This is a genomic window from Mesorhizobium sp. LSJC285A00 (assembly GCF_000503155.1).
In the GTDB taxonomy this organism is placed as follows: domain Bacteria; phylum Pseudomonadota; class Alphaproteobacteria; order Rhizobiales; family Rhizobiaceae; genus Mesorhizobium.
In genome coordinates this window covers 52750-78308 of the sequence record NZ_AYVK01000008.1, presented here as the reverse complement: position 1 = coordinate 78308, position 25559 = coordinate 52750, and the positions used below count along the sequence as shown (strand labels likewise).

The window sequence follows — 25559 nt, the reverse complement described above, 5'->3', positions numbered from 1 at the left end:
GCACGCGCTTTTTAGCTGCAGTTCAACACCGTTTGACAATCAAGCGCACTGGAATGAACCTTGCCGGGCACTGTCGGCACCAATGCATGTCCGGTCCCTAACAAGGAAGCTCCCCAATGCTTGCACGCGCAGCCGTTCCCGCAATCGTGACGCTCTTTGCCTGGCTGCCTCTTGCGCATGCCGGCAGCCAGACCATTCCGGCAAGCGCCGAAGGGCAAATCGAGTTCAATGCTCCGTCCGGGAACATCGGCTGCATCTACACGCCGAAGGGCGGCACCAGCACCTACGAGCCACAGGATGGCGGTCCGGAACTGAGCTGTTCGCGCGTCGAGCCCAGCTACGTCACCGTGATCCTTGGGCCGAACGGCCCGGCGACATTGATCAAGAATCCGGGCGAGCAGGGCTGCTGCAGCGATGTGGCGAAGCTGGCCTATGGCAACAGCTGGAGCAAAGGGCCGTTTACCTGCCAGTCGTCAACCAAGGGACTGACCTGCACGGGCAGCAACGGCCACGGATTCTTCCTCAGCAAAGCCAAGGTAACGGTGAAATAACCCGAGCATGATCCCGAAAAGTGGTTGCCGGTTTTCTCGGACAAACGGGAACCGTTTTGTCCAGAGATCATGCTCAAACAAGGAGAATAGAGCCCCATCCCGATTTCCATCGGGATGGAACAGGCTCTAGCCGGCCTTTTCCAGCTCGCCCTTGGCCTTTGCAGCCGCGACCTGGCGGATGGCATCAGTCAGCGTGTCGGCGTCCTGCGCGCCCATGACGGCGTATTTGCCTTCGAGCAGGAAACACGGCACGCCGGTGATCCCCATCCGCGATGCCGTGGCGATTTCTGTGCGCACCTCCTCGACGTCGGCATCGGTCGGCAACAGCGTTTCGACCACGGCAGCGTCCATGCCGGCCTCGCGGGCGGCATCGATCAGCACGGCGTGGTTGCCAATATTGCCGCCTTTCTCGAAATACAGTTGGAACAGCCGGCGCACGAGCCGGTTCTGCACGGCTTCACCGGCGGCACCGGCCCAGCGGATGACACGATGCGCGTCCAGCGTGTTGGCGGCGACCTTGATGGCGTCGAAAGCGAAATCGATGCCTTCGGCTTCGCCGAGCGGCTCTATGCGGGCATGCATCTGGCGGATGCGCTCGTCGCTGCCGAATTTGGCCAGCATGTATTCGCGCCGGTCCTTGCCCTCGGGCGGGATGGTCGGGTCGAGCTGGAACGGCCGCCAGCGCACATGAACCTCAACGTCGCCGGCAGCGGCAATCGCTTTATCCAGCCGCTTCTGGCCGACGAAGCACCAGGGGCAGACGACGTCGGAAACCACGTCGACCGTAATGGAATTGTCATCGCTCATCTTGATCTCCTGCAGCCGAACGTTTCAGCGAGACCGATCTCGGCCACGCTCAGTTCGGCTTGCGCCACCAGGTCGGCCATTGATAACCGAATATGGGCGTCTTTTTGGGATGGTCCAGGTAGTTCCAGTAAGCGAGCCATTGCTGCGCGTTGTACTGCATCGGCACCATGTAATTGCCGGAGATCAGCAATCGGTCGAGCACGCGCACGGCGGCGACATAGTCTTCCTTGGTCCGTGCTCTCAGCATCGCGTCGATCGCCGCGTCGACCGCCGGATCGGCGACGCCGGCCAGATTGAATGAACCTTCTCTTTTGGCCTCTGAAGAACCCCAGCGAAGGTTCTGCTCCATACCGGGAGACAGCGAGTTGCTGAACCCGCTGGACCCGACAAGAACCTCAAAGTCGAAACGCTGCTTGCGCGACTGGATCTGGTCGGCCTCGAGGCTGCGGATGGTCACCGCGATGCCGATCTTTTCCAGCGAGCGCTGATAGATGGCGGCAAAGCGTTCCTCGTCCTGCGAGGCCGTCAGGATCTCGAAACCGAAGGGAGTTCCCTTTGGGTCCAGCAGGACACCATCCCTAACGGCGTAGCCCTGACTCTTCAGCAGGTCGAACGCCAGCTTCAGCACCTTGCGGTCCTGGCCGGTGCCGTCATTCACCGGCGGGCGCCAGCTGCCGTCCATGACATCGGCCGGCACGCGGCCGGGGTAGGGCGCCAGCAGCGCCTTTTCCCTGTCGCTGGCGGGATGGCCGAGCGCGGAAAGTTCGGAATTCTGCCAGTAGCTCATCGTGCGCGTGTACTTGCCGCCGAACAGGTTCTTGTTGGCCCATTCGAAGTCGTAGAGCATGCCGAGTGCGCGCCGCACCTCCGGATTGGAAAACTTCTCCAGCCGCGTGTTGAACAGGAACCCGGTCACCACGGGCGGTATGCCGGTGTCGAAGGTCTCGGCGATCACCTCGCCGCGATGGAAGGCGGGAAAATCGATATCGCGCTCGCGCTTGATCGGATCGCCCTCATCGTAAATGGCGCAGATGCCTTTCTTGAACGCTTCCGTCTTGGCGTTGGCGTTGAGGAAGTACTCGATGGTGATCTGGTCGTAATTGTCGAAGCCGCGCTTGGAAGGGATGTCCTTGCCCCAGTAATTTGGATTGCGCTTGAAGACGATGCGCTGTCCCGGCTGCACCTTGTCGATGGTATAGGGACCGCTGCCGATCACCGGCTTCAACGTCGTCTTGTCGAAGGTATCCTTGTTGAAGGCGTGCTTTGGGATGATCGGCGTCAGCGCGATGATCAAGGGGGTCTCGCGATTGGCCTTGTCGTTGAAGGTGAAGCGCACGCTGTGATCGCCGGTCTTTTCGAGCTTGGCGATCAGGCTCATGCGATCCCTGTAGGGCGGGCGGCCCTTGTCGGTGAAGACATCGTAGGTGAACAGCACGTCATCCGGCGTCACCGGCTCGCCATCGGACCACTTTGCATTTGGGTTGAGATGGAACTCGATCCACTTGCGCTCGGGATCCATATCGGCTGTGTCTGCGAGCAGGCCATAGAGGCTGAAGGCCTCGTCGTAGTTGCGCATCATCAACGGCTCGAAGACGAGATTGCCGAAAATGAGGTCCTGCATGCCGCGCGCCGTGGTGCGCAGGCTCTTCAGGATGAACGGGTTCAGATTGTCGAAGCTGCCGACGACGCAGTAAGTGATGTTGCCGCCCTTCGGCGCATCGGGATTGACGTAGTCGAAATGCTGGTAGTCGGCTGGCAGCGCCGGCTCGCCCTGCATGGCGATGGCATGTTTCGGTTCCGACATCGCCACGCCGGGTGCAAAGGCGAAGAACGAAATTGCGGCGATCAGCCAAACAAGAATGCGGCCCATGACCGTCTCCTTACTGGGCGGCTTGATGATTCGGAGTGCACCCTAACATGGCGCCGCGGCGCTCCGGCCAGATACATCAACCCAAATCGCACGACCCAAATTGCGAGGCCAAGAATTGCAGGCGGCGGGCTGGATTCGGCTGCTCATGCAGTGTAACACGCGCTCCGAAGTCATTCTGTTGCCTCAATTCGGCAACAGGTAGCAGGACCACACGGCGCGAAGAAGCCGGTCCCGGGATCATTTGAGAGGAAATGCACGACATGACGAGCCTGAACAGCAACGCATACCGCCTTTCGGTCCTGGCCGCGGGCGTGGTCGGCTTTCTGGGCGCCGGACTTCCCACCGCTTCGGCACAGCAACAGATTCCGCAGGGTTGGTTCAAGGCCTGCACCAAGCAGGAAGATGTCGACATCTGCAATGTCCAGAACATCATCACTGCCGGCAACGGCCAGTTCGTCACCGGCGTCAGCCTGATCGAGTTGAAGGGCAAGGTAAACCGCAAGGTCTTCCAGGTCACGGTTCCCCCAGGTCGCCTGGTGCCCCCCGGCATCGCCCTGCAAATAGACGCCGGCAAGGCGACGAAGCTGGATTATGTCATTTGCTTCGCCGACCGTTGCGTTGCCGAAGTGCCGCTGACCGACGCGCTCGTCGCGTCCTTCAAGAAGGGACAGGCGATCACGCTGACCTCGATCAACTTCCAAAGTCAACCAAATCCCATCAAGGTTGCCTTGACCGGCTTCAGCGGCGCCTTTGACGGCGCGCCGCTGCAGCAGTCGGACATCGAGGATCGGCAGAAAAAACTTCAGGATTTCGTCGTCAAGAACAACCAGGACTTCGCCAAGAAGCTCAAGGACGAGCAGGCCAAGGCCAAAGCTGCCAACTAATCGCCGGGACAGATACCGGAGCGCACAAAAAGCGGGGTCATGCCCCGCTTTTTTGTTGTCGTCACGTCGATGCAAGGTGATGTCAGTGTCTCGACTGGCGTTTCGGCTCGTAGCGTCCATCCGGCCGCTTGTCGAACATCTCGCCGATCTGCGGATGCCGGACCGGTTCGCCCGATTGATCCTCGAGCAGGTTCTGCTCGGAGACATAGGCGATGTATTCGGTTTCCGAATTCTCGGCGAGCAGGTGATAGAACGGCTGGTCCTTGCGCGGCCGCACGTCGGCCGGGATCGCTTCGTACCATTCGTCGGTGTTGGCAAATTGCGGATCGACATCGAAAATGATGCCGCGGAATGGAAACAGCCGGTGGCGAACCACTTGTCCGATCGAGAATTTGGCTGTTTTCATCGTACTCACCACTAAGCCTTAAAAGCGCCCGGCGTCCCTCGGAATGCGCGGCAGACCCTCTAAGGCTTTGAATTTACACGCGCTGCGATCAAAAATCGAGCCCGACTTTAGGGCTGGTTTCAGGTTCTATCGACGCAGGCCGTGTATCAATTCAATGCCGAAGCGCTTGACGCCCGGAGAAGCTACGGGTTAGCCGGGCTCAGGGGTTTCGGGCGAAGGCAAAAATGTCTGACGTCGTCGGTCTTGTTCTTCCGTTTTTCGGGCTGATTTTCATCGGCTTTCTGGTCGCGCGCATGACCAGGCAGCCGCTGGAAGCGCTTGGCTGGATGAACACCTTCATCGTCTATGTCGCGCTTCCTGCCCTGTTCTTCCAGTTGCTGGCCCGCACGCCGTTCGAACAGTTGACCGAATGGCGCTTCATCTTCGGCTCGGTGTTTTCCACCTACACGATCTTCTCGATCATGTTCGTATGGTCGGTGACGGCGTCGCGCGGGGAGATCGCCCAGTCGACGATCAAGGCGCTGGCCGCGGCCTACGGCAATATCGGCTATATGGGGCCGGGGCTGGCGCTGCTCGCCTTCGGCGAACAAGCGGCGGTCCCCGTTGCGCTGATCTTCTGCTTCGAAAATATCATGCATTTCGCCATCGCGCCGATGATGATGGCGCTGTCGGGCGACGACAAGACATCGCCGTGGCGGCTCATCCTCGGCGTAGTCAGGAAAATCGTCCTGCACCCGTTCATCATCGCGACCGCGCTTGGCGTCGGCGCCGCCTATCTCGGCTTTCACCCACCGCAGCCGGTCGATCGCCTGCTCGAATATCTGTCTCGGGCGGCCGCCCCTTGCGCCCTGTTTGCCATGGGCGTGACGCTTGCGCTCCGGCCCCTCAACCGCGTGCCGCATGAGTTGGCGTCGATCGCGGCGCTGAAGCTGATCCTGCATCCATCGCTCTGCTACGTCGTGCTGAGCTGGATCGGGAACTTTTCCGAAATCTGGGTTTTTTCAGCCGTGCTTTTGGCGGCATTACCGACCGCAACCAACGTCTTCGTCATCGCCCAGCAATATGGCGTCTGGGTGCAACGCGCGTCGGCCAGCGTGCTGATCACAACCTGCCTCTCGGTGCTGACGGTGACCGGGCTGCTCTACATGATCCGCCACGGCATCTTACCGCCGGACCTGTTTCCCTGAACCGCCGGTAAGCGCCGCAAGGCCGCTGCCCGGCCTCAAGCCTTCGCGCATGAAAAAGGCGCGCAGCGGCGCGAAACTGCCGAGCACATTGAGGCCGGCGCTGCGTGCCATCTGCGCCGGCAATATGTCCGACAGCAACGACATGTTAAGCAGGTTGACCGCGCCCGAACGCGCCAGAACGTCGGGACGGCGCCTGGAATCATAGGCGGCCAAAGCCCTTGCGGCGCCAGGGTCGCTGCGATTTTCGCGTGCGATTCCAATCAGATCCTCGACGTCCCTGATGCCGAGGTTTAGACCTTGGGCCCCGATCGGCGGGAACACATGTGCAGCCTCGCCGACCAGCGCCACACGGTTTTGCGCGAAGCGCCCCGGTGATGCCGCTGAAAGCGGGTAAATTTGTCGGCCGGGCTCGACCGACACCCGGCCCAGCATCGACTGCATCTGCTGCTCGACACGCTCGGAAAGCGTCGCGTCATCGAGTGCGGCGAGGTCCTTCGCCGCCTCCGGTTTCACCACCCAGACGAGGCTGGAGCGGTTGCCGGGCAGCGGCACCTGGGTGAACGGCCCGGTCTCTGTGTGGAACTCGGTCGAGGTGAAGCCGTGTTCGCTGCGATGGCCAAAATTCAGCACCAGCGCCGCTTGGCGGTAGGATCGCACCGAGGCCACTATGCCTGCCGCCTCGCGCGCCGGCGACAGGCGCCCATCGGCAGCGACCGCAAGCGCGGCCGAGACTTCGCGACCATCAGTCAAGACGGCATGCGCCTGATCGGCGTCCAGACGCCAACTCTCGACCATCGACGTCAGCCATTCGATGCCGGGATGCGCCGCGACGGACTTGGCCAGCGTCGGGTTCAGCGCACTGTTGGGCAGGTTGAGCCCGAACTGCTCCTCGCCGATCTCTATGGCGCGAAAAGTCACCACCGGGCTGCGGATCAGCCGGCTGGTCGCATCAACGATGCGCATGACCTTCAGCGGCGCGGCCTTCGGCGCAAGTTCGGCCAGCACGCCCAGCCGATCGAGAACCTTGAGAGCAGGGTTCATCAGCGCCGTGGTCCGGCCATCGGGCCCGCCTGCTTCGGGTCCGACCAGGGTTACCGGAAAGCCCGCCTCGGCGAAACCGAGCGCCGCGATCAGTCCGGCAGGGCCGCTGCCGGCTACCAGTATCCGTGCTGTCTCGCGATGATCCAAATTGGACTTCCAGTTTGCGATGCAGGTGTCTACCCATGGATATAGGTCAGACCATGCGGCTTGATCAACGCGGCGATTAGGCTCATTCGGTTGTCATGACCGGCCAGCAGGACGATTTCAGCCATCTCGACCGCGCCGGCCGCGCCACGGCAAGCCTGGCCTGCAGCCCCCGCCTGACGGTCAACATCGCCATCGCCGGCGGCATTCTGCTCGCCTGGTTCATTCTCGGCGCCATGGCGATCCGCGACGCCGAAGGCCGGCTCCCCGGCGTACCAGGCGATGTGGTCCTGCGATATCTGCCGCAACTGCCGCTGCCGGATGTCCTCGACCGCTTCTTCGGCATGTGCCTGACGCCCGCACCACTTGATGCCGGCGGCGCACAGCTTCTGGCGTTGATCGTGATGTGGTTTTCGATGGCTGTGGCGACGATGCTGCCGTCGGCGGCGCCGATGATCCGTACCTATTGTGAAATCGCCGACACCGCCCGCATCAAGGGCGAACCGGTGGTCCACCCGCTGGTCCTGGCTGCCGGCTACCTCTCGACATGGCTTGTCGCCTCTATCGGCTTCGCGGTGCTGACGTTGCTCGTCCACGCATTTGCGTCCTCCGCTCGATTGCTCGATCCGGTGAGCGGCCTTGCCGCGGCGGCCGCGCTGCTGGTTGCCGGCCTCTACCAGTTCAGCAGCCTCAAGCAGGCCTGCCTGACAAAATGCCGGAACCCGTTCTCGACACTGTTTTCCAACTGGAGCGCGGAGCCGGGTGGCATCTTCCGGCTAGGGCTGAAGCAGGGCCTGTGGTGCCTTGGCTGCTGCTGGGCGCTGATGCTGGTGATGTTTGCCGTCGGCGCGATGAACGTGTTCTGGATGGCGCTGATCGGCCTGTTCACCTTGATCGAAAAACAGACCACCGGCAGCCTTCCAACCCGAGTGGCCGGTGCGATACTGCTTGTCTGGGCAGTCGCCCTGCTAGTAGTCTCGGCATGACGGGGGATAATTCCATGGCAGAGCAAGGCTGGGCAATGAAAGGAGAGCTCGTACTCTCCTGCAATTGCACGGTTTTTTGTCCTTGCGTACTGTCGCTTGGCAGCCATCCGCCGACGGAGGGTTATTGCCAGACCTGGGCGGGCTTCCGCATCGACGCAGGCCATTTCGGCGAGGTCGACCTGTCCGGCCTCAATCTCGGTCTGGTCATGGAAATCCCAGGCTGTATGAGCCGCGGCAACTGGACCGCAGGCCTGTTCATCGACAAGCAAGCCTCCGTCTATGCGGTGAAAGCGCTGACCAGGATCTTCACCGGGAAGGCCGGCGGAACCACCGCGCTGTTGTCGATCCTTGTCGGCAAGTTCCTCGGCGTCGAGCAGGTGCCGATCACCTACGAGACGCGTGACAAGACCCGTATTTTCCAGATACCGAAGACCATCGACGGGGCGGTCACACCGATTCCCGGCAAGGATCGCGAGAAGGATACCGTGATCGGCAACTCGGAATACTGGATCGCGCCGGAGATCATCGTGGCCAGGTCCGACAAGAGCAAGATGCGGGCTTTCGGCCGCAACTGGAACTTTGCCGGCCGCTCGGCCGAAATCTGCAAACTGGATTGGCGGGGCCCGTGAGCAAGAACACAACGGCCAGAAACGCCGCCAAAAAGATCACCGACCGGATTCCGAGGCCGAAGAAAAAGGTCACCTGGCCGCAGGCGCGGGCATTCTCGGTGCATCTGTTGACCGCGTCTGGCTCGTTCCTGGCCTTCCTGTCTCTGGTGGCGGCAAGCGAGCAACGCTGGACGGCGATGTTCTGGTGGCTGGGGCTGGCGCTGTTCGTCGACGGCATAGACGGGCCGATCGCGCGCAAGCTTGAGGTCAAGGAGATCCTGCCGACCTGGTCGGGCGAACTCCTCGACAACATCATCGACTATGTCACCTATGTGCTGATCCCCGCCTTCGCGCTCTACCAGCGCGGCTTCATGGGCGAAGGGCTGTCTTTCCTGTCGGCGGCCATCATCGTGGTGTCCAGCGCCATCTATTATGCCGACACCGGAATGAAGACGAAGGAGAACTTCTTCAAAGGCTTTCCGGTCGTTTGGAACATGGTCGTGTTCACGCTGTTCGTCATCGAGCCCGGACAGTGGGTGTCCTTCGGCGTCGTCGTGGCGGCCGGCATCCTCACCTTCGTGCCGATCAACTTCATTCACCCCGTGCGGGTGGTGCGGCTGCGGCCAATCAATCTTGGCATGACGCTGCTCTGGTGTGCTTTCGGTGCGCTGGCGCTGGCGCAGGCGGCCCTTGCCGCCTTCTACGACCAGATCGGCGTTTTGGGCGAACAGGTCAGCGTCTTTACCAAGGTCGGCATCACCATCACCGGACTTTACCTCGCCTGCATCGGCGGTATCATGCAGTTCTTCCCCAAACTCGGCGCCAAGCCGGACACTAAGAAAGCCTGACCGCAGGAAAGCCCACAATGTCCAAAGCAGTCCGTATCCACGCCCATGGCGGTCCGGAAGTCCTGACCTATGAAGACGCCGATCCGGGACAACCCGGCGCCGGGCAGATCCTGGTCAGGCACACCGCGATCGGCCTCAATTTCATCGATGTCTATCACCGCATCGGCCTCTATCCGCCGCCCGGCGGCTTCCCGCTGATCCCCGGCGGCGAGGCGGCAGGTGTGGTTCTCGAGGTCGGCGCAGGCATCGACTGGCTGAAGCCGGGCGACCGCATCGCCTATGCCGTCAACGTCGGCGCCTATGCCGAACAGCGCGTCGTCGCCGCCGACCGCGTCGTCAAGGTGCCGGACCGCATCAGCGACGAACAGGCCGCCGGCATGATGCTTAAAGGCATGACGGCGGAGTATCTGTTGCGCCGGACCTTCAAGGTGAAGGCAGGCGACACCATCCTGTTCCATGCCGCCGCCGGCGGCGTCGGGCTGATCCTGGGGCAATGGGCAAAACATCTCGGCGCCACCGTGATCGGCACGGCAAGCTCAACCGACAAGATCGAGCTCGCCAAGGCGCATGGCTTCGGCCATGTCATCAACTACAAGGAGCAGGATTTCGTCGCCGGGGTCGCCGCCATCACCGGCGGCAAGAAATGTGACGTCGTCTACGATTCGGTCGGCAACGACACATTCCCGGCCTCGCTCGACTGTCTGAAGCCGCTCGGCATGTTTGTCTCTTTCGGTCAGTCCTCTGGACCGATCCCGCCATTTTCGATGTCGCTGCTGGCGCAGAAGGGCTCGCTGTTCGCTACCAGGCCGACTTTGTTCGTCTACAACGCCAAGCGTGAAGACCTCGAAGTCTCCGCCGCGGCATTGTTCGACGTGGTGTTGAGCGGTGCGGTCGAGATCAAGATCAACCAGCGTTATGCTCTGAAGGACGCCGGCAAGGCGCAAGCCGATCTCGAAGGGCGCAAGACCACGGGCACGACCATACTGATCCCCTGATCTGCCTTGCTTTCAGCGTTTTGCCGCGACGCCAGGCACTGTTTGCACGAAAAACCGGGCGATCGGTCTGTTGTACGAAGCAGGTCGGTCTTTACCTCTTGAGTTTCCGCTGAAATTCTTGAAGCTCTTTCAAGGTGGGTGCTGCTTTCGCACGAGAGCGGCCAGCGCATACCATGCTGGCGGGAACACAGAACATGTCCGGGAACCGGATGGGAGGCACTGTGAGTGCAGATCATGATGGAGCGAACCTGCTTGAGGTTCGTGGCCTGACTAAGATATTCGGCACGCTGACGGCGTGCGATCATATCGACCTCAACATCGCCAAGGGCGAGATCCACGCGCTGCTTGGCGAAAACGGCGCCGGCAAGTCGACGCTGGTCAAGATGCTGTTCGGCTCGCTGGAGCCCAATTCCGGCGAGATATTCTGGAACGGCGAAGCGGTGCGGATCACCAGTCCGGGCATGGCGAAGAAGCTCGGCATCGGCATGGTGTTTCAGCACTTTTCGCTGTTCGAGGCGCTGACCGCGGCCGAGAATATCGCTCTGTCTCTGGATGACGGCTCACCGATCAGCTCGATCGCGGCCAAGGCGAGGGCGCTTTCCTTCAGCTATGGCCTTCCGCTCGATCCGGACTCGCTGGTCGGCGATCTCTCGGTCGGCGAACGCCAGCGCATCGAGATCATCCGCTGCCTGTTGCAGACGCCGCAGCTCATCATCCTCGACGAGCCGACCTCGGTGCTGACGCCGCAGGAAGCCGACAAGCTGTTCGAAACGCTTGAGCGCCTGCGCTCGGAGGGCAAATCCATCCTCTACATTTCGCACCGGCTGGAAGAGGTCAAACGCATCTGCGACCGCGCCACCGTGCTGCGTCACGGCAAGGTCGTCGGCCATTGCAACCCGCGCGAGGAAACGGCTTCGTCGCTGGCCCGCATGATGGTCGGCAGCGAGGTGAAGGCCGTGGTGCGTGCGCCGGCCGAAGGCATCGAGACCGCGCAGCCATTGCTCGAAATCCGCGCCCTCAGCCGCAAGCCGGCAACCCCGTTTTCGATCCCGCTGAAGAACATAACCCTCACTGTGCGCGCCGGCGAAGTGATCGGCATTGCCGGTGTCGCCGGCAACGGCCAGGGCGAGTTCTTCGAATCCGTCTCCGGCGAGGTGCTGCAGCAGGACGCCGCATCCGTGCGCATCCGCGGCAAGGATGCCGGCTCGCTCTCGATCACAGGCCGGCGGCTGATGGGCGCTGCCTTCGTGCCGGAAGAACGCCTCGGCCATGGCGCCGCGCCACGCATGAAGCTTTCGGAAAATCTGCTTCTGTCGCGGCACGCCACCGACGGCAAGGTTTTTGTCGGCGCCGGCGGCGCCGTCAAAAGCGGTGCGGTCTATGCCGCCGCCCAGCGCATCATCGTGGCGATGGATGTGCGCAAGAGCGCGCCCGATCCGGAAGCTGCGGCCCTTTCGGGCGGCAATCTGCAGAAATTCATCGTCGGTCGCGAACTCGACCGCAGCCCTGCCGTCATGGTCGTCAACCAACCTACCTGGGGCGTCGACGCCGGCGCCGCCGCTCATATCCGCCAAGCGCTGATCGAACTGGCGCGCAGTGGCTCGGCGGTTCTGGTCATCAGCCAGGACCTCGATGAGCTGTTCGAGATTTCGGACGCGATCGCGGTCATGCACAACGGCGAATTGTCGAAGCCGCTGCCGATCGCCGAGGCCACTTTCGAGAAGATCGGCCTGTTGATGGGCGGCGCCGAGCCCGGCCACGCCGAACATGGTCTGGAGACGGCATGATGCGCCTCGAACTCGTCAAACGCCCACAGCGCTCGATGCTGTTTTCGGCGCTGTCGCCTTTCATCGCCTTCGCTCTGACGATCATCGCCGGCGCGGTTCTGTTCGCGCTGCTCGGCGTCAACCCGCTGACTGCTTTCGGGATTTACTTCATCGAGCCGATCAGCCAGGTCTGGCAGCTGCATGAGCTGGCGATCAAGGCCGCGCCGTTGATCCTGATCGCGGTCGGCCTGTCGGTCTGCTACAAGGCCAACATCTGGAACATCGGCGCCGAGGGACAGTTCATCCTCGGCGGCATTTTCGGCTCGGCCATTCCGGTGCTGTTTCCCGGGTTCGAAGGCCCGCTTGTGCTGCCGCTGATGCTGTTGTTCGGCATGGTCGGCGGCGCCGCCTACGCTGCAATCCCGGCTCTCTTGAAGACGCGCTTCGGCACCAACGAAATCCTGACCAGCCTGATGCTGGTCTATGTCGCCCAGCTTTTCCTCGACTGGCTGGTGCGCGGTCCCTGGCGCGATCCACAGGGCCACGGCTTCCCGCAGACCATCCAGTTCAACGACTCGGCGGTGCTGCCGGAACTGATGCCGGATGCCGGCCGCGCAAATTGGGGTTTTGTCTTCGCTCTCATCGCAGCCGTGCTGATCTGGGTGCTGATGAGCCGCCTGCTCAAGGGTTTTGAGGTCCGCGTGCTCGGCTCCAGCCCGAGGGCAGGGCGGTTCGCCGGCTTCGGCCTCAACCGCATGGTCTTCTTCGCCTTCCTGCTGTCAGGCGCGCTGGCCGGGCTTGCAGGTATCTCGGAAGTCTCCGGCGCCATCGGCCAGCTGCAACCGGTGATCTCGCCCGGCTACGGCTTCACCGCCATTATTGTCGCGTTCCTCGGCCGGCTCAATCCGCTCGGCATTGTCGCCGCGGGCCTGGTGCTGGCGCTGACGTATCTCGGCGGCGAGGCGGTGCAGAGCGCGCTCGGCATTTCCGACAAAGTGGCGCGCGTGTTCCAGGGCATGCTTTTGTTCTTCGTGCTCGGCTGCGACACGCTCATCCATTACCGCATTCGCCTGGTCGGCATGGCGCTGACGAAAAGCGCGGCGAAGCTTGAAGCCGCGCCGAAGTTGAAGGAAGCCCGCTGATGGACATCGCCGTCAACATCCTTTTGACCATCGCCACGGCGGCAACGCCGCTTTTAATAGCGGCCATCGGCGAACTGGTGGTCGAGCGCTCCGGCGTGCTCAACCTCGGCGTCGAAGGCATGATGATCATGGGCGCCGTCGGCGGCTTCGGAGCCGGCTATCTCACGGGATCGCCCTGGATCGGCCTGTTGGCGGCAATTGCCATGGGCGCGGTGTTCTCGCTGCTGTTTGCGGTGATGACGCTGTCGCTCGCCACCAACCAGGTGGCGACCGGCCTGTCATTGACGCTGCTTGGCCTCGGCCTGTCCGGCATGATGGGGACCAGCTTCGTCGGCCAGCCCGGCGAGCGGCTGCCAAACCTCTACGTTCCGGTGCTCACCGACATTCCCGTGGTCGGCAGGCTGTTGTTCGGCCAGGACCCGATCTTCTACATCTCGATCGCGCTGACGGCGGCCGTCATGTGGTTCCTGTTCAAGACCCGCACCGGCCTCACCCTGCGCTCGATCGGAGACAGCCACACATCGGCGCATGCGCTCGGCATCAAGGTCATCCGCTACCGCTATCTCGCGGTCATCTTCGGCGGCGCCTGCGCCGGCCTTGCCGGCGGCCACCTGTCGCTGGTCTACACGCCGCAATGGGTGGAGAACATGAGCGCGGGCCGCGGCTGGATCGCGCTGGCGCTGGTCGTCTTCGCCTCCTGGCGGCCGTGGCGCGTGCTCGCCGGCGCCTACATCTTCGGCGCGGTGTGGATCGGCCAGCTTCATGCACAGGCATTTGGCATTCCGGTGCCTTCGCAGCTGCTTTCTTCTCTGCCCTATCTGGCAACCGTCGTGGTTCTCGTTCTAATCTCGCGCAACAAGCGTCTGACGATGATGAACACGCCGGCTTCCTTGGGGCAGCCATTCGTTCCGGATCGTTGACAACAAAAACAAACGGGAAGCTCCAAGGCTAAACTCAGAGAGGTAACACAATGAAAAAACTGTTTATCGCGTTGATGACCACGACCGCCGCCATGTCACTGGCGGCGTCGGCGCAGGCCGCCGACAAGTTGAAGGCATGCTGGGTCTACACCGGCCCGATCGGCGATTTCGGCTATTCCTACCAGCACGACCAAGGCCGCCTCGAGGTGGAGAAGGCCCTCGGCGACAAGGTCGAAACCGCCTATCTCGAGAACGTCTCGGAAGGTCCCGATGCCGACCGCGCTTTCGAGCGTCTGGCGCGCGAAGGCTGCAAGATCATCTTCGGCACCTCTTTCGGCTTCATGGACCCGGAAGTGAAGGTCGCCAAGAAGTTCCCCAAAGTGATGTTCGAGCACGCCACCGGCTACAAGACCGCTGACAATCTCGGCATCTACAATGCGCGCTTCTACGAGGGCCGCTACGTGCTCGGCCAGATCGCCGCCAAGGAATCGAAGGCAGGGGTCGCCGGCTATATCGTTTCTTTCCCGATCCCCGAAGTGGTGATGGGCATCAACTCCTTCATGCTCGGCGCGCAGTCGGTCAACCCGAACTTCAAGGCCAAGATCGTCTGGGTGAACTCCTGGTTCGATCCGGGCAAGGAAGCCGACGCGGCCAAGGCGCTGTTCGACCAGGGCGCCGACATCATCGTCCAGCACACCGATTCCACTGCGGCACTGCAGGTGGCGGAAGAGCGCAAGCTGCACGGCTTCGGCCAGTCCTCCGACATGATCAAGTTCGCGCCGAACGCGCAGCTGACCTCGCTGACAGACGAATGGGGGCCGTACTACATCAGCCGCGTCCAGGCAGCGCTCGACGGCACCTGGAAGCCGGACAATGTCTGGCTCGGCATCAAGGACGGCGCCGTCAAGCTGGCGCCCTTCACCAACATGCCGGACGACGTGAAGGCGATGGCCGAGGCAACCGCGAAGAAAATCGCAGATGGCTGGAACCCCTTCACCGGACCGGTCGCCAAGCAGGACGGCACGCCGTGGCTCAAGGACGGCGAAGTAGCCGACGACGGCACGCTGCTCGGCATGAACTTCTATGTGAAGGGCGTCGACGACAAGTTGCCGCAGTAAGTATCGGAAACGCAAAAGAGAAGGGGCGCCGCCCGGCGCCCTTTTTTCATTCGCGGGCTGCACGCTTCGACTGCGAAACCGCGCCGAGGGCTGTGCCAAAAATCCGAGGGCGCCGGGAGGCGCCCTTTTTGGTAATTTTCTAAACCGCCGAGCCGTAAAGGTCGTAGGCGTCGGCGCGGTCGATCTTGACCGTGACGATGTCGCCTTGGCGCAGCGGGCGGCGCGACTGGATATGCACCGAACCGTCGATCTCGGGCGCGTCGTATTTTGTCCGGCCCTTGGCAGACGTGCCATGCGCCTCGTCGATCAGCACCGGCAGGCGCTTGCCGAGCTTCTTGGCCAACTGCGTCGCCGATATCTTCTGCTGGCGCTGCATGAAGCGATGCCAGCGCGCTTCCTTGATCTCCTGCGGCACCTGTTCGAGGCCGAGATCGTTGGAGCGGGCGCCGCGTACCGGCTCGTATTTAAAGCAGCCGGCGCGATCGATCCTGGCCTCGTCCAGCCAGTCGAGCAGCATCTCGAAATCCTCGTCGGTCTCGCCGGGGAAACCGACGATGAAGGTCGAGCGTATCGCCAGATCCGGGCACACCTCGCGCCAGCCGCGAATGCGCTCCAGCGTCTTTTCGCCATGCGCGGGCCGACGCATGTTCTTCAGCACCTGCGGCGAGGCGTGCTGGAAGGGGATGTCCAGATAGGGAAGGATTTTTCCATCCGCCATTAGCGGGATGACATCGGCGACATGCGGGTAGGGGTAGACATAGTGCATGCGTACCCAGATGCCGAGCTTGCCCAGCTCCTCCGACAGGTCGAGGAATTTCGCCCGCACTTCGCGGTCGCCGAACATCGACGTCTGGTACTTGATGTCGATGCCGTAGGCGCTTGTGTCCTGCGAGATGACCAGCAGTTCCTTGACGCCGGCCTTGGCCAGCTTCTCGGCCTCGCGCAGCACATCGGCCGCCGGGCGCGAGACGAGGTCGCCGCGCAGTGCGGGAATGATGCAGAAGGTGCAGCGGTTGTTGCAGCCTTCGGAAATCTTGAGATAGGCGTAGTGGCGCGGCGTCAGCTTGACGCCTTGCGGCGGCAGAAGGTCGATATACGGATCGTGGCTGGGCGGCGCCGCCTCATGCACCGCGGCCATCACGCTCTCATAGGCCTGCGGGCCGGTGATGGCGAGGACGTTGGGGTGCTTCTCTCGGATGACGTCCGGCTCGGCGCCGAGGCAGCCGGTGACGATCACCCGGCCGTTTTCCGAAAGCGCCGAACCAATGGCGTTGAGCGATTCGTCGCGGGCTGAATCGAGAAAGCCGCAGGTGTTGACGACGACAAGGTCGGCGCCGTCATGCTTGCGCGCGATCTCATAGCCTTCGGCGCGCAGGCGCGTGATGATGCGCTCGGAATCCACAAGGGCCTTCGGGCATCCAAGGCTGACGAAACTGACGCGAGGCGCAGACATGAGAAAACATTCCGGGTTTTTCGGGATCGGCGGCCAGTACCACACTTATTGCGGCATTGGTATGGGCAGCGGCTGCGGCGAACGCGACCACTGCCTCCGGCAGATACCCATGCTGCTACAGAAGCTGTGGGACCGGCTGCGTCAGCTCACCACAGGACTGACATGCGGCCAGACCTCGACAACGCCGCGATAGACCATATCGATCGCGACGTAAAGAATGATCAGCAAGCCGACATAGGCGATCCAGCGGTGGCGATGCAGCAGCTTGGCAATGAAGCTCGCGGCCAAGCCCATCAAGGCGATCGACAGCACCAGGCCTATGACAAGCACCGGAAAATGATCGCGCGCCGCACCGGCGACCGCCAGCACATTGTCCAGCGACATCGAAACATCGGCGACGACGATCTGCAGGGCCGCCTGGCCGAGCGTCTTGCGCGGCGCCTTGCCACCCACCGTTCTGTCGCTATTGAGGTCGGAATCGGACAGCGCCTCGGTCGCCTCGAACTCGTCGGCATGCGACGTCCGCAGCTCGCGCCACATCTTCCAGCACACCCACAACAAAAGGATGCCGCCGGCCAGCAGCAGGCCGACAATGGCAAGAAGCTTGACGGTGACGGCGGCAAACAGGATGCGCAGCACAGTCGCCGCCAACACGCCGATCAGGATGGCTTTCTTGCGCTGCTCGACCGGCAGGCCGGCGGCGGCAAGGCCGATGACGATGGCATTGTCGCCGGCAAGCACCAGATCGATGGCGATGACCTGGAGGAGGGCCGTCATGCTTGCAGCGCTGAAAATGTCCATCGACCGGAGCCCCTTGCTGTATCGGCGTGTTCGTCGTCGGATATGCCGACGCCCTAACGTGTATGGTTCCCGCGCGTCAAGAGACTGCCGGCGCAATTCCAGGAAAAGTGCGTAGCGGCTTTCCGTCCGGAATTATGCAAAAACAAAGAGTTAGTGCATGTCGCTCAAAAGTGGCCCCGGTTTTGAGACAACGACATGCATAAAAACAAAGACCTAAAGCGCGTCGCCTGAGTCCGTTCAAACGCGACGCGCTTTAGGTGGGTCAGCTGCTCTATAAAAAGCTGAACCGCTCCAACGGCCGACGCTGAAAGCCACGGGAATAGGGAAGGTCGTTCTGCCAGAGAGAATTCTGGTCGCAGCGAATTCAGTCGTAGAGATTGTACTTCGCCCAGTCGGCTTCCGGAATCTCGTCGCCGATGCGGTAACGGAACTGCAGGACCTCCATATGGTCAGGCGCCGTCTCGCATTTGAACTTCAGCCGGTACCACTGCCCCTTGCTGCGGAAGGCAGCGCCCGGGCTGCGGATGGCATCGGCCTTCATTTCCGGCGTCGCGAAGGCGTAGGCGACGACGCGGTCTGCCTTGTACTTGTGGTCGTCATGGCTGATGCGGTCGAGCACTTCGGCGTCGCATCTCTGCTCCAGCCGGGTCTCCGGGTCGAGTTTCAGCAGGCCGGCGCGCAGGGCGGCGTCCATCGCGTGGGCGGGTAAAGCCAGCGTCACCGAGGCCAGCGCCGCAAGGAATAGTTTTTTCATGGACGGGAGAACGACCATAACTCGCGTGAAAAATCAACCGGAGTGCCATTTTGGGGCAGCCGGATATGCCTGGAATCGCCGTTAGCCGGGCAGGCGCAGCCGCTTTGATACGTCGCCGGCGCCATTCTTATTTGTCCGGGCTGCCATGCACCGATTGCCTGTTTCGCCGTCTTTGCGCTTCTCGCGATCGCGGCACCCACCGCCACGGCCGCAAGGCGATATAGACAGCGAGGAAGGCTCTTTGTGCAAGGCCGGCCTCGCTGTGCCAGACCTCCCTTATCCCCGCCGCCCGCAAGGCCCTTCGTTGGGTGCTGTTGCGGTCCCAGCGCCGGCTGATGCTGCCCGCCCGGTAGTATTTGTGGCAGAGCACTTGCGGCACGCGGACAAAGCCGCCGAGCAGCGACAGATGCAGAAGCCAGGTCCAGTCGGCGCTGAATTCGCCTTGGCTGTTGGGCTTGATCCCGCCGCTACGGTGGAACGCCCAGGCCCTGAATATCCCACGATTGGGAACCCACCATCCATGCGGCTGGCGCGCCATCGCCCGGCCACGCGCAAAACCGTCCTGCAAGCCCTTCAGCAGGTCGAACTTCCACGTGGCACTTTCGCCGCTTACTTCGATCACTTCGACATCGCTGAACGACAGTACGGCCTCGGGATTGGCATCGAGCGCCCGCACCAACGCCTCGATATAGGTTGGATCGATGACGTCGTCATGGAAGGCAAAGAACATCAATTCGCCGCTGGCATTGGCCATCAGATCGTTGGAATTCTTCAGCCATCCCAGGTTTTTGTCCCGGCGCAGGATACGGACATCGTCGCGGCCGCTGGCGAAGGCTGAAACCATCTCGAATGTCGCGTCGGTCGAATTGTCCTCGCCGACCAGGATCTCGATATTGTCCCAGGTCTGCGCGGCGAGGCTGTCCAGCGTACGCGAAATGAATGCCGCCGAATTGTAGCATGGCACCAGCGCCGTGACCTTCGGCCGCCAGCCGGATCGAAGCTGGACTTGTTTCTGCGCTACCTGCTTCGCGCCGCCCTGTTCTGTCTCACCCATTCACTCGATCCCGCAGATTTGCCGCGCCAGCCTGTCGGCAAGCCACGGCGCCGTCGAATATTTACCTGTGTCGACCGAGATGTAGTTGCCCAGGCGGTTGACCCCGAATTGGTCGCGGCGATGGATCGTGGCTTTCGGGTCGCTGAGCGAACCACGCCCTTGCGCAAACACGAAGCCGCCGCGTACCTCAAGCTCCTCGGCATCGTCGAACATGCTGGAAACACTGGGCACCAACCGGGCGAGCGTGGCGCGAACGTCGCCGATGAACCGCTGTCGTGCGTCGGCATCGAGCGCTTGCGGCGTTTCGATCGACAATTCGCCACTCTCCGCAAGCAACCCGCTCGGGGACCAGGAGAGATAGAAGTTGCGCCCGTCATAGTTTTTTATGTCGCCGAACGGGCCAAGGGCGACGACCGCGCACGGCACATCGACAGGCTGCCTGGTGCGGCCGAACAGGCAAAGCCTGTAGCGGTGCGACCATCCGAGAACCGGCTCGATGCCGGCCGTGCGGTCGACAGCCAGCCGCCCCTCCCAAAGGCAATTGACGACGATGTTGAACGCCTCGCTTTTCTCGCCTGCGACCGCCACGCGCCATTTCCCGTCAATTCCGTCCACCGGCTGTGCCGACAGGACTTTGGACGTCATCCGCAAGCTGATGTTGGGTTCACCCCGAAGCACGGCGCAAAGCCGGTCGGCAACCCATCGCGTGTTGACGGATCGCTCCGGCACCTGGAAGCCCCCGACGATCTGGTCCGAGTTGGTGACATCGGCCAATTCAGTTTTGGAAAGCCGATTCGATCGCGCCGCCGATACGTCGGCAAGGTAGCTGGTGGCGTCAGCGTGGCTGCGCACCAATACATCCACACGTTCAAAGATCGCCCCCAGCGCCTCGGCAGCGACGATCGAGTTGCGATGGACCAGATAAAGGTCTTCCGAAAAGGTCGTGTGCGCTTCCAGATTGCTTCCGATCAGCTCGGAAACAAGCCTGCCGAAACACAGTCCTCCCGAAAGCAGATGCCGGGCGGTCAGCAGCGAGGGATCGTTCCCGTAGAGATAGCCGAGATGAATCTTGCCCTCGTTCCAACGGCTGGCGCAGGCCATCGGCTCGCTCTCCTTGTCGAAGAGGGACACCGCGTAGCCTCTGCGGGCCATCATGAGAGCGAGGCTGGCGCCCATCATGCCGGCGCCGAGAATAGCCATTCTGCCGCGAGGCGCTGTCATGTCCTGGCGCGCATCGCGGCCTCTCCTTTCCCGATGAGTGTCCTCAGGGGTCCGATACGTAGTTTTCAGGGTCGTATTCGGTATCGCAGAAAACCAGCAAAGACGGGTTCTCGCCTTCATAGGTCTGCAGCGCCCACACCGGGGCATCGACCAGCACCGCGCGGTTCGATGCGGTGAGCGTCAGCCGTTCGACCTGTTCCTGGTAGCGAAATTCGATGCCGATCTCGCCCGACAGCTGCATCATCAATTGCCGGCCCGAGCCGTGTGCATGTCCGCCCCGCGACGTGCCGCGCGGCGCGGTGACGACGAACGCCCGCACGGCTTGGAAATTGTAACGGCTGAACTCGATAGCGGTCAGCATTCCCCTGGGATCGCAATGTAACGAAGTGGGGATCTCGGTGACCTTGCCGCGAAAGAACGTTCGATGCTGCATAACGTAAGCCCGCCAGATGCCGGTCGAAATTTACCTCAGACTAGCGCTTATATCAAAAGACAGAGAATACAACCACTTAGGCGGTGTTTTGGGACACAGCAGCGGATCGACGTCGAGCTCGGCCTCAGGCCGATACGGTGCCGACTACCGAAGGTCGCCGCGCCGTCACGACTTCTGAGTCGCGGCCGAAACCACGGCTTAAGACCTTGGTCCGAGCGGTCTAGGACCTTTGAGTTCGGAAGGCCGGCCGGTCCCAACGAGGGTGATCTACTTCAGCAATTTCAAAGAGTTATGCTGGTTGGCGTTTCGCCGGCCGGCCGCTTCGTTCTCGCAATGAAAGCACAGCTATATCCAAGTTTACCCTTTGTGTTAGCGATTCCTCATGTTGCCCGCTATAGCGGTTAGTGGCGGTGGCAATCTCGGAGGTAGTTATGACATCCCGAAAGACCCTTTTTGCTGCATTTGCGGTGTTCTCGCTTCTGGTGTCGCCGGCCCTGGCTGCTGCTGGTGGCAACGGCCATGGTAACGGCCATGGCAATGGTAACGGCAATGGTAATGGCAATGGCAATAGCGGAGGAAACGGTAATGCTGGCGGCAATGGCGGAGGCGGCGGTTCGCTCGGCAAGTCGGCATCCGCCAAGGGCCAGGTCGCCAAGGCCGCTACCGGTTCAGTGTCCAAGGAAAAGAATATCCATGCCAAGCTGGGCCGATTGAACTCACTGCAGCGCAACGCCAACGCCTTTATGCACTCCAAGAGCAAGAACTTCGCTGGCGTGCAGGCTTTTGTGACACAGTCGGCAATAGCCAAGAACGCTCAATCGGCGCTCGATGCCGCTAATCAGGCGGTTGCCGACGCCAAAGCGGCGCTCGACGCGCTGAATGCGAAAGCGGCTGACCCGAATACCCCGCCCGAAGATGTCCCGACGCAGGCCGACCTCGATGCAGCACAGGCAGCGCTCGATGACGCCACCCAGGATGCGGCCGCTGCTCAGACCGCCGCCACAGCTGCCGCTGCCAACGTCCCATCGATCGATGCAGCCCTTGCCCAAATGGCCAACAAGCCCGTTGACCCTGAGGTGACAGATTGGGCCAATAGCGTACTTGCCGACAAGATCGACCAAGTAGCCGCCAAGCTGGCGCCGGCCGCGCCTTAAGGCCCCATGCGGCGGCAGCGATCCAATCGACGATAAGCCGTCGGGTCCGCCCGGCGGCTGCACCTTTCTCGCCTATCTGCAGCGTTGGTCCCAATGCAGGTCCGAGATTCTGGTCATGGCTATTTTGCGAAATCTCCAGCCGGGCCGCCGTCCTCAAGGCTGAATTCATGCGTGCTTCGCGCATCTTCATCGACCACACGAAACCAATGCTCCTGAAGCGCTCTAGGCGACACCCTTTGGCCCGTGACCTTCTCTACCGCAGATAACGGATCATCGGCGCTCGTGGCCTGAGTTGAGACACACTCCTCTCCATGCCACTCTTCCACCTGGTACTCTGGCATGCCGGCCTACCTACCGCTCCCCAGAGCCTTCGCTTCCCGCTCCAGCGTCTCGCGTCGGTTGCCGTGCTTCGCGATCAATTCCTTGACCTGCTGCGGGGTGATGCCGGCCTTGGTGGCGAAATACTCGACTTCATAATCCTCATCGGCAGAGACGCGGTCCCGATCGCGGAAGTCCGTCTTCGTTTTGTCGTCAGCCATTTGCTTTGCTCCTGGTTGAATGATCAACCGCAACGTGCAGCCGCAGCCTTTTGTTGCAGCGGAGCCCGGATTTCCGAAACGGTCACATGGGAAAACGGCCCTCAGTCGCAGGAGGTGCTGGTGTTGCTGTAACTTTGAACGGAACGGTTCTTCTCCTTGACGGTTGTGACGTGAAGGAGATGCCTCATGTTTGAAAGTGTGATGTGGTTGATCGTCGTTGCTGGTGGGCCACTGTTGCTGGCCCTATTGATGGCATACGTTCTTATGACCCGACGCCACCGTGGTCCTGCAGAACGCATGGAAAGCGACCGCGCGACCAAACGGCTCTATCGCCAGGACGAACGTTGATCCTGAGGCTGGCGCAACGTTTGCGCTCACGCTGGCCCGCTGCCTCGCGGTGGCAGGCTTCTTCGTTTTAGGAAGTTAGGAATAACTTAGGAAAGATTTGGCCCTCTTTGAAAATACAGAGGCAATTCAGCACGGTAGCCAAATATCTGGCGGAGGGAGTGGGATTCGAACCCACGGTGGGCTTGCACCCACGCCGGTTTTCAAGACCGGTGCCTTAAACCGCTCGGCCATCCCTCCAACGTGACTTTTCAATCATCTAGGAACATCAACCGACCCAGTGAACGACAGTTGGTATCGAATGATACCTATCCTTCCGGACCAGCTTGCGGTTCATTTCTCTAGAGCGTTGCCCATCGCCAAGTCAACCATCGGCGCTGCCATGGATAATAGGGGGTGGCGTTCGTTACCCGAACGGAGCTGCGAACCCGTTTTCGAAGGAGCCGGGATCTAATTGCGATCCTTGCTGCCGACCTGCACAAGTTGCAGAAGACCCAGCACGACAAGCGCGAGCAAGGTAGCCAAAGCCGCGATCTGCCAGAACCCGAGCCCAACCGCCAGGCCTATGGCGCCTGCCAGCCACATGCCCGCCCCAGTGGTAAGCCCTTGAACCTCGCCCTTGGAGAAGAAGATCAAGCCCGCGGCCAGAAATGCCACGCCGGCAGTCGTGGCTTCGATCAAGCGGATAGGATCAATGGCGATTTCCTGACCATCGAAGACGTGAAGATGAGTAATCTCGATCGTGAGGATGGCAATTAGAGCCGTCGCAACACAGACCAGGATGTGTGTCCTCAATCCGGCCGGTCGGTTACGCCATTCGCGTTCGATCCCAACGATGGAGCCAAGGACGGCCGCGAGCAAAAGCCTGGCTGAAATTACGGAAAAGGGCAGCCACGTCTGTTGCCCGAAACGTTCAATGAATTCATCCATGAGGCGCAGAACGTATCTCGGGTCGGTCGGTTCCAGGCAGCCGCGCTTCATGCCACAGGTTCACTTCCAGACTCCAAAGGACAGAGGTCTCGGATGCCTCCTCACAGGCGCCCGGCCAGCCCGGGACCTGGCCGCCACATTCCTGCCCGGTTCCGGACACAATCGATTAATACGCTGATAAACAATTCCTGCGCACAAGGGATGGGGATTGGCGCGTCGCAGGCATTGCTCATCTGGCTCCGCCGAAATTCTAGAAGCGGCGCCTGTGTCGAGACGGTAGGGGACATCGGAAAACATGCAGACCACGACGCATCGGCGTCTTCGTCGCGCTCCTGCTTTGGTGTTGTGCGCTCTTTCGGCTGCGTTGCTGGCCGCGTGCGCGTCGCCGCAGTCCGAGCCGAAAGCCATGGTCTACAAGAAGCCTCGCTCGAAGGAATATTTTGCCGAGACCGAGTACGGCGTGAAGGCCAGCCCGCGCGTTCAGTACATGCGGCGCGGCGGCGGCCGCGACCAGTTGGGCAAGCCCTATCAGGTGCGCGGCAAGTGGTATTACCCCAAGGAAGACAAGCGCTACGCCAAGGTCGGTCTCGCCTCCTGGTATGGCGATGCCTTCCACGGTCGTCTCACAGCCAATGGCGAAGTCTACGACATGACCCATCTGACCGCGGCGCATCCGACCATGCCGCTGCCGAGCTATGCCCGTGTCACCAACACCGAGACCGGAAGCTCGGTCATCGTGCGCGTCAACGACCGCGGCCCCTATCATGAGGGACGCATCATCGATGTCTCGGAACGCGCCGCGCAAATGCTCGACTATGCCAAGGTCGGCACGGCCAGGGTCAAAGTGGAATATATCGGCCGCGCGCCGCTCGACGGCGACGACGACCAATATCTGGTCGCCTCCTATCGCCCGGGCAACAACCGCCCGGACCCGTCCGATGGCTTGCCGACCGGCGTCATGGTGGCGATGAACGGACCTTCGCCGAGCCTATCTGTTGGCGCACCCCCTGCCGTAGTGCCGTTTCCTGGTCAGTTGACGAATTCCGACACACAGCCAGTGATGTCGATGCAGGCACCGGCCTCAAGCGATGTGACGCTGCCTGAATTCGGGCCGATCGTGCCTCAGCGCCCGGAATCGCCCTTTGCCATGGCTTCGCTCTCCTATGCGGATGAGCGCGTACAGCGCGCCGACGTCTTTGCAGCGCTTGACGGCCAGGGCATGTCGCCAGCCGACATCCTGCAATCGTGGAAGAAATCCAACCCGCAGGCATCGCCTGCCGTTTCCGACTATGTCGCCGCCGGCTCCTTCGACGATGCCGCCGAGGCAAAGCGGGTGGCTGCGGCCCTAAAACCCTTCGGCAGGATAGAAATCCAGAGCACCGAGCTCGACGGCAATGACTGGTACGCGGTCAATCTCTATCCGGATGGCCATGGCAATGTCGACGACCTCTTGCGCGCGGCATGGTCGCATGGCGCGCCGGACGCGCTGGCTGTGCGCAACTGACCAACAAAGGCACGCCGGTTTTGTCATTGCGCGGTTGATCCGCCGGGAAGAAGCCTGATAGCGTTGCGGCAAGTTTCTGCCGGCTAACAGTCGAGCCT

Annotated in this window: 26 protein-coding genes and 1 tRNA gene; 14 read left to right on the top strand and 13 right to left on the bottom strand. The window is 61.7% G+C overall.

All coding sequences use genetic code 11. The features are described 5' to 3' along the window. The first annotated feature begins 116 nt into the window (after positions 1-116). Positions 117-551, top strand: a complete 435-nt coding sequence (locus X726_RS159250; protein ID WP_023668975.1) for a hypothetical protein — start codon at positions 117-119, stop codon at positions 549-551. A 126-nt stretch (positions 552-677) separates the two neighbouring features. On the opposite strand, the gene X726_RS159255 is transcribed toward X726_RS159250, so the two are convergent. Both X726_RS159255 and X726_RS159260 read right to left on the bottom strand, forming a co-directional pair. Then, positions 678-1358 (bottom strand): DsbA family protein, encoded by a 681-nt coding sequence (locus tag X726_RS159255; RefSeq protein WP_023668974.1) that lies wholly within the window; start codon positions 1356-1358, stop codon positions 678-680. Between the two features lie 49 nt (positions 1359-1407). After that, complete coding sequence (locus X726_RS159260) at positions 1408-3228, bottom strand: extracellular solute-binding protein (RefSeq protein ID WP_023668973.1); 1821 nt, start codon at positions 3226-3228, stop codon at positions 1408-1410. Positions 3229-3488: 260 nt separating this feature from the next. Between X726_RS159260 and X726_RS159265 the strand changes: the two genes are divergently transcribed. Further along, on the top strand, positions 3489-4112 hold the full coding sequence (locus tag X726_RS159265; RefSeq protein ID WP_023668972.1) for an invasion associated locus B family protein: 624 nt from the start codon (positions 3489-3491) through the stop codon (positions 4110-4112). An 82-nt stretch (positions 4113-4194) separates the two neighbouring features. Here the strand turns inward: X726_RS159265 and hspQ are convergent, their stop codons facing one another. Beyond that, complete coding sequence (gene hspQ / locus X726_RS159270; protein WP_023668971.1) at positions 4195-4518, bottom strand: heat shock protein HspQ; 324 nt, start codon at positions 4516-4518, stop codon at positions 4195-4197. Between the two features lie 224 nt (positions 4519-4742). Between hspQ and X726_RS159275 the strand changes: the two genes are divergently transcribed. After that, positions 4743-5705 carry an AEC family transporter gene (locus tag X726_RS159275; RefSeq protein WP_023668970.1) on the top strand — a complete coding sequence of 321 codons (963 nt, stop codon included), beginning with the start codon at positions 4743-4745 and terminating at the stop codon, positions 5703-5705. Here the strand turns inward: X726_RS159275 and X726_RS159280 are convergent. Further along, positions 5682-6893 carry a UbiH/UbiF family hydroxylase gene (locus X726_RS159280; protein ID WP_023668969.1) on the bottom strand — a complete coding sequence of 404 codons (1212 nt, stop codon included), beginning with the start codon at positions 6891-6893 and terminating at the stop codon, positions 5682-5684. The two genes, X726_RS159275 and X726_RS159280, sit on opposite strands and share 24 nt — an antisense overlap. Before the next feature lie 95 nt (positions 6894-6988). Between X726_RS159280 and X726_RS159285 the strand changes: the two genes are divergently transcribed. The 8 genes from X726_RS159285 to X726_RS159320 all read left to right on the top strand — a co-directional run bounded on the left by X726_RS159285 (position 6989) and on the right by X726_RS159320 (position 15273). After that, on the top strand, positions 6989-7876 hold the full coding sequence (locus X726_RS159285; RefSeq protein WP_023668968.1) for a DUF2182 domain-containing protein: 888 nt from the start codon (positions 6989-6991) through the stop codon (positions 7874-7876). 14 nt (positions 7877-7890) lie between these two features. Continuing rightward, entirely contained in the window at positions 7891-8505 is a 615-nt protein-coding gene (locus X726_RS159290; protein WP_023668967.1) for a DUF1326 domain-containing protein, read from the top strand. Then, the gene (gene pcsA, locus X726_RS159295; protein WP_023668966.1) at positions 8502-9332 is read left to right on the top strand and encodes a phosphatidylcholine synthase; all 831 of its coding nucleotides are present in this window, start codon (positions 8502-8504) and stop codon (positions 9330-9332) included. The genes X726_RS159290 and pcsA overlap by 4 nt, the downstream gene beginning before the upstream one ends. Positions 9333-9349: 17 nt before the next feature. Then, entirely contained in the window at positions 9350-10327 is a 978-nt protein-coding gene (locus X726_RS159300; protein WP_023668965.1) for a quinone oxidoreductase, read from the top strand. Between the two features lie 209 nt (positions 10328-10536). After that, positions 10537-12114, top strand: a complete 1578-nt coding sequence (locus X726_RS159305; protein WP_023668964.1) for an ABC transporter ATP-binding protein — start codon at positions 10537-10539, stop codon at positions 12112-12114. Continuing rightward, positions 12111-13235, top strand: a complete 1125-nt coding sequence (locus X726_RS159310; protein WP_027050893.1) for an ABC transporter permease — start codon at positions 12111-12113, stop codon at positions 13233-13235. The genes X726_RS159305 and X726_RS159310 overlap by 4 nt, the downstream gene beginning before the upstream one ends. Further along, positions 13235-14155 carry an ABC transporter permease gene (locus X726_RS159315; RefSeq protein WP_023668962.1) on the top strand — a complete coding sequence of 307 codons (921 nt, stop codon included), beginning with the start codon at positions 13235-13237 and terminating at the stop codon, positions 14153-14155. Before X726_RS159310 ends, X726_RS159315 begins: the two co-directional genes overlap by 1 nt. Positions 14156-14205: 50 nt before the next feature. Continuing rightward, positions 14206-15273, top strand: coding sequence for a BMP family ABC transporter substrate-binding protein (locus X726_RS159320; protein WP_023668961.1), 1068 nt, complete (start codon positions 14206-14208; stop codon positions 15271-15273). Between the two features lie 139 nt (positions 15274-15412). Here the strand turns inward: X726_RS159320 and rimO are convergent, their stop codons facing one another. The 6 genes from rimO to X726_RS1000000167965 all read right to left on the bottom strand — a co-directional run bounded on the left by rimO (position 15413) and on the right by X726_RS1000000167965 (position 20989). Further along, complete coding sequence (gene rimO / locus X726_RS159325; RefSeq protein WP_023668960.1) at positions 15413-16726, bottom strand: 30S ribosomal protein S12 methylthiotransferase RimO; 1314 nt, start codon at positions 16724-16726, stop codon at positions 15413-15415. Between the two features lie 141 nt (positions 16727-16867). Then, complete coding sequence (locus X726_RS159330) at positions 16868-17527, bottom strand: TerC family protein (RefSeq protein ID WP_023668959.1); 660 nt, start codon at positions 17525-17527, stop codon at positions 16868-16870. A 364-nt stretch (positions 17528-17891) separates the two neighbouring features. Next, positions 17892-18299, bottom strand: coding sequence for a DUF930 domain-containing protein (locus X726_RS159335; protein ID WP_032887044.1), 408 nt, complete (start codon positions 18297-18299; stop codon positions 17892-17894). 109 nt (positions 18300-18408) lie between these two features. After that, positions 18409-19335 carry a glycosyltransferase family 2 protein gene (locus tag X726_RS159340; protein ID WP_023668957.1) on the bottom strand — a complete coding sequence of 309 codons (927 nt, stop codon included), beginning with the start codon at positions 19333-19335 and terminating at the stop codon, positions 18409-18411. After that, a complete protein-coding gene (locus X726_RS159345; protein WP_023668956.1) occupies positions 19336-20535 on the bottom strand; it encodes an FAD-dependent oxidoreductase in 1200 nt (399 codons plus the stop codon). A 64-nt stretch (positions 20536-20599) separates the two neighbouring features. Next, positions 20600-20989, bottom strand: a complete 390-nt coding sequence (locus X726_RS1000000167965; protein ID WP_023668955.1) for an FdtA/QdtA family cupin domain-containing protein — start codon at positions 20987-20989, stop codon at positions 20600-20602. A 431-nt stretch (positions 20990-21420) separates the two neighbouring features. On the opposite strand from X726_RS1000000167965, the gene X726_RS159350 reads away from it, so the two are divergent. Further along, complete coding sequence (locus X726_RS159350) at positions 21421-22143, top strand: hypothetical protein (RefSeq protein ID WP_023668954.1); 723 nt, start codon at positions 21421-21423, stop codon at positions 22141-22143. A 347-nt stretch (positions 22144-22490) separates the two neighbouring features. On the opposite strand, the gene X726_RS159355 is transcribed toward X726_RS159350, so the two are convergent. Next, positions 22491-22682 (bottom strand): DUF3606 domain-containing protein, encoded by a 192-nt coding sequence (locus X726_RS159355; protein WP_023668952.1) that lies wholly within the window; start codon positions 22680-22682, stop codon positions 22491-22493. A 186-nt stretch (positions 22683-22868) separates the two neighbouring features. On the opposite strand from X726_RS159355, the gene X726_RS1000000171045 reads away from it, so the two are divergent. After that, positions 22869-23030 carry a hypothetical protein gene (locus X726_RS1000000171045; protein ID WP_023691300.1) on the top strand — a complete coding sequence of 54 codons (162 nt, stop codon included), beginning with the start codon at positions 22869-22871 and terminating at the stop codon, positions 23028-23030. Positions 23031-23177: 147 nt separating this feature from the next. On the opposite strand, the gene X726_RS159360 is transcribed toward X726_RS1000000171045, so the two are convergent. Together X726_RS159360 and X726_RS0134765 are read right to left on the bottom strand one after the other, a co-directional pair. After that, positions 23178-23267, bottom strand: a tRNA-Ser gene (locus X726_RS159360). Positions 23268-23477: 210 nt separating this feature from the next. Beyond that, positions 23478-23957, bottom strand: coding sequence for an MgtC/SapB family protein (locus X726_RS0134765; RefSeq protein ID WP_027050850.1), 480 nt, complete (start codon positions 23955-23957; stop codon positions 23478-23480). A gap of 295 nt (positions 23958-24252) precedes the next feature. Between X726_RS0134765 and X726_RS159365 the strand changes: the two genes are divergently transcribed. After that, complete coding sequence (locus X726_RS159365) at positions 24253-25461, top strand: septal ring lytic transglycosylase RlpA family protein (RefSeq protein WP_023668951.1); 1209 nt, start codon at positions 24253-24255, stop codon at positions 25459-25461. The last annotated feature ends 98 nt before the right edge of the window (positions 25462-25559 follow it).

Bases quoted from the DNA above. Each gene is read 5' to 3' on its own strand.
- X726_RS159250 (WP_023668975.1), top strand. From the start codon at position 117: ATGCTTGCACGCGCAGCCGTTCCCGCAATCGTGACGCTCTTTGCCTGG.
- X726_RS159255 (WP_023668974.1), bottom strand. From the start codon at position 1,358: ATGAGCGATGACAATTCCATTACGGTCGACGTGGTTTCCGACGTCGTC.
- X726_RS159260 (WP_023668973.1), bottom strand. From the start codon at position 3,228: ATGGGCCGCATTCTTGTTTGGCTGATCGCCGCAATTTCGTTCTTCGCC.
- X726_RS159265 (WP_023668972.1), top strand. From the start codon at position 3,489: ATGACGAGCCTGAACAGCAACGCATACCGCCTTTCGGTCCTGGCCGCG.
- hspQ (WP_023668971.1), bottom strand. From the start codon at position 4,518: ATGAAAACAGCCAAATTCTCGATCGGACAAGTGGTTCGCCACCGGCTG.
- X726_RS159275 (WP_023668970.1), top strand. From the start codon at position 4,743: ATGTCTGACGTCGTCGGTCTTGTTCTTCCGTTTTTCGGGCTGATTTTC.
- X726_RS159285 (WP_023668968.1), top strand. From the start codon at position 6,989: ATGACCGGCCAGCAGGACGATTTCAGCCATCTCGACCGCGCCGGCCGC.
- X726_RS159290 (WP_023668967.1), top strand. From the start codon at position 7,891: ATGGCAGAGCAAGGCTGGGCAATGAAAGGAGAGCTCGTACTCTCCTGC.
- X726_RS159300 (WP_023668965.1), top strand. From the start codon at position 9,350: ATGTCCAAAGCAGTCCGTATCCACGCCCATGGCGGTCCGGAAGTCCTG.
- X726_RS159305 (WP_023668964.1), top strand. From the start codon at position 10,537: ATGGGAGGCACTGTGAGTGCAGATCATGATGGAGCGAACCTGCTTGAG.
- X726_RS159310 (WP_027050893.1), top strand. From the start codon at position 12,111: ATGATGCGCCTCGAACTCGTCAAACGCCCACAGCGCTCGATGCTGTTT.
- X726_RS159315 (WP_023668962.1), top strand. From the start codon at position 13,235: ATGGACATCGCCGTCAACATCCTTTTGACCATCGCCACGGCGGCAACG.
- X726_RS159320 (WP_023668961.1), top strand. From the start codon at position 14,206: ATGAAAAAACTGTTTATCGCGTTGATGACCACGACCGCCGCCATGTCA.
- rimO (WP_023668960.1), bottom strand. From the start codon at position 16,726: ATGTCTGCGCCTCGCGTCAGTTTCGTCAGCCTTGGATGCCCGAAGGCC.
- X726_RS159330 (WP_023668959.1), bottom strand. From the start codon at position 17,527: ATGGACATTTTCAGCGCTGCAAGCATGACGGCCCTCCTCCAGGTCATC.
- X726_RS159335 (WP_032887044.1), bottom strand. From the start codon at position 18,299: ATGGTCGTTCTCCCGTCCATGAAAAAACTATTCCTTGCGGCGCTGGCC.
- X726_RS159340 (WP_023668957.1), bottom strand. From the start codon at position 19,335: ATGGGTGAGACAGAACAGGGCGGCGCGAAGCAGGTAGCGCAGAAACAA.
- X726_RS159345 (WP_023668956.1), bottom strand. From the start codon at position 20,535: ATGGCTATTCTCGGCGCCGGCATGATGGGCGCCAGCCTCGCTCTCATG.
- X726_RS1000000167965 (WP_023668955.1), bottom strand. From the start codon at position 20,989: ATGCAGCATCGAACGTTCTTTCGCGGCAAGGTCACCGAGATCCCCACT.
- X726_RS159350 (WP_023668954.1), top strand. From the start codon at position 21,421: ATGACATCCCGAAAGACCCTTTTTGCTGCATTTGCGGTGTTCTCGCTT.
- X726_RS159355 (WP_023668952.1), bottom strand. From the start codon at position 22,682: ATGGCTGACGACAAAACGAAGACGGACTTCCGCGATCGGGACCGCGTC.
- X726_RS1000000171045 (WP_023691300.1), top strand. From the start codon at position 22,869: ATGTTTGAAAGTGTGATGTGGTTGATCGTCGTTGCTGGTGGGCCACTG.
- X726_RS0134765 (WP_027050850.1), bottom strand. From the start codon at position 23,957: ATGGATGAATTCATTGAACGTTTCGGGCAACAGACGTGGCTGCCCTTT.
- X726_RS159365 (WP_023668951.1), top strand. From the start codon at position 24,253: ATGCAGACCACGACGCATCGGCGTCTTCGTCGCGCTCCTGCTTTGGTG.